Origin of the sequence: Spirillospora sp. NPDC046719 (genome assembly GCF_040645715.1) — a bacterium.
Taxonomy (GTDB): Bacteria; Actinomycetota; Actinomycetes; order Streptosporangiales; family Streptosporangiaceae; genus Spirillospora.
Genome location: NZ_JBEYYT010000667.1, coordinates 1 through 3776 on the forward strand (window position 1 = coordinate 1; position 3776 = coordinate 3776).

4 protein-coding genes are annotated in these 3776 nt (G+C 73.2%); all 4 read right to left on the reverse strand.

The window, feature by feature from the left end; genetic code table 11:
• Positions 1-18: 18 nt before the first annotated feature.
• On the reverse strand, positions 19-930 hold the full coding sequence (deoC, locus tag ABZ914_RS48325; RefSeq protein ID WP_500201352.1) for a deoxyribose-phosphate aldolase: 912 nt from the start codon (positions 928-930) through the stop codon (positions 19-21).
• The gene (locus ABZ914_RS48330; protein ID WP_190868917.1) at positions 927-1952 is read right to left on the reverse strand and encodes a substrate-binding domain-containing protein; all 1026 of its coding nucleotides are present in this window, start codon (positions 1950-1952) and stop codon (positions 927-929) included. The genes deoC and ABZ914_RS48330 overlap by 4 nt, the downstream gene beginning before the upstream one ends.
• Before the next feature lie 197 nt (positions 1953-2149).
• On the reverse strand, positions 2150-2884 hold the full coding sequence (locus tag ABZ914_RS48335; RefSeq protein WP_190868916.1) for an ABC transporter ATP-binding protein: 735 nt from the start codon (positions 2882-2884) through the stop codon (positions 2150-2152).
• Positions 2881-3776: ABC transporter ATP-binding protein (locus tag ABZ914_RS48340; protein ID WP_500201353.1), on the reverse strand; the 896-nt coding region annotated here is incomplete at its 5' end. The genes ABZ914_RS48340 and ABZ914_RS48335, both read right to left, overlap by 4 nt.

Here is a 3776-nt window from a genome sequence, read left to right on the forward strand (position 1 = left end):
CGTACTCGAACACCATGATCAGTCCAGGGTGAAGTAGTCGGGACCGGAGTACACCCCGGTGGACAGCTTGCGGCGCTGCATCAGCAGATCGTTCAGGACACTGGAGGCGCCGAGCCGGAACCAGTCAGGCGACAGCCAGTCCGGGCCGGCGGTCTCGTTCACCAGCACCAGATACTTGATCGCATCCTTGGTGGTACGAATCCCACCCGCGGGCTTCACCCCGACCTGACGCCCCGTCGCCGCGCGATAGTCGCGGACGGCCTCCAGCATCACCAGCGTCACCGGCAACGTCGCCGCCGGAGACACCTTCCCGGTCGAGGTCTTGATGAAATCCGCGCCCGCCCGCATCGCCAACCACGACGCCCGCCGCACATTGTCGTAGGTGACCAATTCGCCGGTCTCCAAGATCACCTTCAGATGCGCGTCCCCGCAGGCGTCCTTGACCGCGACGATCTGCTCGAAGACCGTCCCATAGTCACCCGACAGGAACGCGCCACGATCGATCACCATGTCGATCTCGCTCGCGCCCGCCGCGACCGCCGCGCGGGTGTCGGCGAGCTTGGCCTCCAGCGGCGCACGCCCGGACGGGAACGCCGTCGCCACCGACGCGACCCCGACCCCCGACCCGTCCAGCGCCGCGACGGCCGTCTCCACCATGTCCGGATACACGCACACCGCCGCCACCTTCGGCACCGTCGCGTCCGCCGGATCAGGACGGACGGCCTTGGCACACAACGCCCGCACCTTCCCGGCCGTGTCCGCACCCTCCAACGTGGTCAAATCCACCATCGAGATCGCCAGATCGATCGCCTCGGCCTTCGCCGACGTCTTGATCGACCGAGTCGCGAGCCGCGCCGCCCGCTCCTCCGCCCCGACCTGGTCCACGCCCGGAAGTCCGTGCAGGAATCCCTGCAACTCGGTCACGGTCATCGGGTCCTGCCCGCCTTCCTGGGGGTCCGGGGCGGGGCCGTCGAGGCCCGCTCGATGATCTTTATGTCCATGACGATGCGCCGGGGGAGGTCCCGGGTCTGGCTGTCGTCGAAGCGGTGCAGCAGCAGCCGCATGGCGAGGACGCCCTGCTCGGTCATCGGGCGGTCGACGACGGTCAGCGGCGGCCGCAGCAGCGGCCCGGTGTCCAGGTCGTCGAAGCCGATGAGGCTGATCTGCCCGGGGACGTCCACCCGCATGTCGTGCAGCGCCTTCAGCGCGCCCAGCGTGGTGAGGTTGTTCGCCGTGAAGATCGCGGTCGGCGGCTCGGCGAGCGACAGCAGCGACAGGGTGAGCTGGTAGGCGCGCTCCTCGCGGAAGTCGCCGATCAGGTCGAGTTCCGGCGGGATCTCGACGCCGGCGGCGGACACGGCCTCCAGGAACCCGTCCCGCCGGTACCGGCCCGGCGTGGACTCCTGACCGCCGCTGATCATCGCGATGCGGGTGTGGCCGAGGGCGAGAAGGTGCTCGGCGGCCTGCCTGCCGCCCGCGCGGTTGTCGACGAGGACGGCGTCGAAGCTCTCCCCGTCGGCGAGGTCCCGGTCGATGAACACGACCGGCAGCCCGCTGTCGCGCAGCTGCACCGGGGTCTGCTCGTGCTCGGTGGCGGGGGCGAGGATGATGCCGTCCACTTGGCGGGCCATGTCGGCGAGCAGGTCGGCCTCGCGGGCGCCGCTCTCGTCGCTGTTGGCGAGCAGCAGCCGGTAGCCGCGGTCGCGGCTGACGGACTCCATGCCCTTCACGACCGCGGCGAAGTACGGGTTGGTGATGTCGGGGACGACGACGCCGATGGTGCGGGTGCGTCCCGACTTCAGCGACTGCGCCGCGATGTTCGGCGCGAAGCCCAGCTCATCCACGGCGGCGCGGATGGCCTCCGCCGACCTGACCCGCTGTCCCCGCAGGAACCGCGAGACGGTGGCGGGGGAGACGCCTGCCCGCGCCGCCACGTCGTGGATGGTCGCCACGTCGACTCCCGTCTGTTGCCCAGATCACTGAAACCGTTGTCAGAGAATGATTGCAGCATGGGCGCGGACGATGTCAATAGGCGAGGCGGGCGAAAAGGCGCTGATCTGCTGTTACCGGGCCCCTGCGGCGTCGCGGGAAGCTCCGGTCGTCCGAAGAAACAGAAATCGGTTTCAGTGCCGGACGTCCGGCGGCCGCCTCAGCCGGTCTCGATGACGGGGTCGCCGCCGAGGTAGGCGGCCTTGACGCGGTCGTCGCGCGCGAGGTCCGCGGCCGGGCCGTCCAGCACGATGCGGCCCGTCTCCAGCACGTAGGCGCGGTCGGCGAGGCGGAGCGTCTGGTGCGCGTTCTGCTCGACGATGAGAACGGTCGCGCCCTGGTCCCGGATCTCGCGGACGACCCGCAGCACCTGCTGCGCCGTCCGCGGCGCCAGCCCCATCGTCGGCTCGTCGAGGGCGAGCAGCCGGGGGCGCAGCATCAGCGCGCGGCCGATGGCGAGCATCTGCTGCTCGCCGCCGGACAGCAGCCCGGCGAGCTGCCCGCGCCGCTCCCCGAGCCGCGGGAACATGGCGTAGACCTCCTCGCGGCGGGCGCTCACCGCGGCGCGGTCGCGGCGCCGCAGGTAGCCGCCGAGCAGCAGGTTCTCCGCGACCGTCAGCGCCGGGAACACCCGGCGGCCCTCCGGGACGTGCCCGAGCCCGGCGGCGACGATCCGGTGCGCGCCGAGCCGGGTGATGTCGCGGCCGTCGAACTCGACCCGTCCCGACCGGGCCCGGTGCAGCCCGGTGAGGGTGCGCAGCGCGGTCGTCTTGCCCGCGCCGTTGCTGCCGAGCAGCGCGACGATCTCGCCCTCGGCGACCTCGAAGGAGATCCCGGCCAGCGCCTCCACCTGCCCGTAGCGGCTGTGCAGGTCCGTCACCCGCAGCAGGGTCACCCCAGCACCTCCGTGACGAGGTCGGTCTCCGGGTCGTCGGGCACGCCGAGGTACGCGGCGATCACCCGCGGGTCCGCCCGGATCTCGGCGGGCGGGCCCTCCGCGATCGCCCGGCCGTGCTCCAGCACGGTCACCCGGTCGGAGATCGACATGACGAGCGCGACGTCGTGCTCGATCAGCACGACGGCGGTGCCGAGCCCGCTGATCCGCGCGATGAGCTCCATCAGCGCGCGCTTCTCGGTCGGGTTGGCGCCCGCGGCGGGCTCGTCGAGCAGCAGCACCCGCGGCTCGGCGGCGAGCGCCCGCGCGATCTCCAGCCGGCGCCGGTCGCCGTAGGGGAGGCCCCCGGCGAGCCGGTCCGCCGCCCCGGCCAGCCCGACGAAGTCCAGGCAGCGGCGGACCGCGTCGAGGTCGGCGCGGCGCGGCGGCCGCAGCAGCGCCCGGTCGCGGGCGAACCGGCCGATCAGCACGTTCTCGGCGACGGTCATCTCGTCGAACAGCCGGATGCTCTGGAACGTGCGGGCCAGCCCGGCGGCGGCGACCCGGTGCGGGGACAGCCCGCGCACCCGCCGCCCGGCGAGCGCGACGGTGCCCGCCGACGGCGGGATCAGCCCGGTGATGCAGTTGAACGCGGTGGTCTTGCCCGCCCCGTTCGGGCCGATCACGCTCACCACCTGCCCGGCGGCGGCGCGCAGCCGCAGGTCCTCGACGGCCGTCACGCCGCCGAACTCCCGGGACAGGCCGTCCACCTCCAGCAGCGCGCCCGGCCCCGCCGGGGCGGGGGGCGCCGCGGCCGGCGCCCCCGCCGGCGGCCCGCCCCCCCGCGGGCGCCGCGCCCGCCCCGAGCCCGGGCCTGGACCGGCTCGACGAGCTGGCCGCGGCGGCCCGCAAC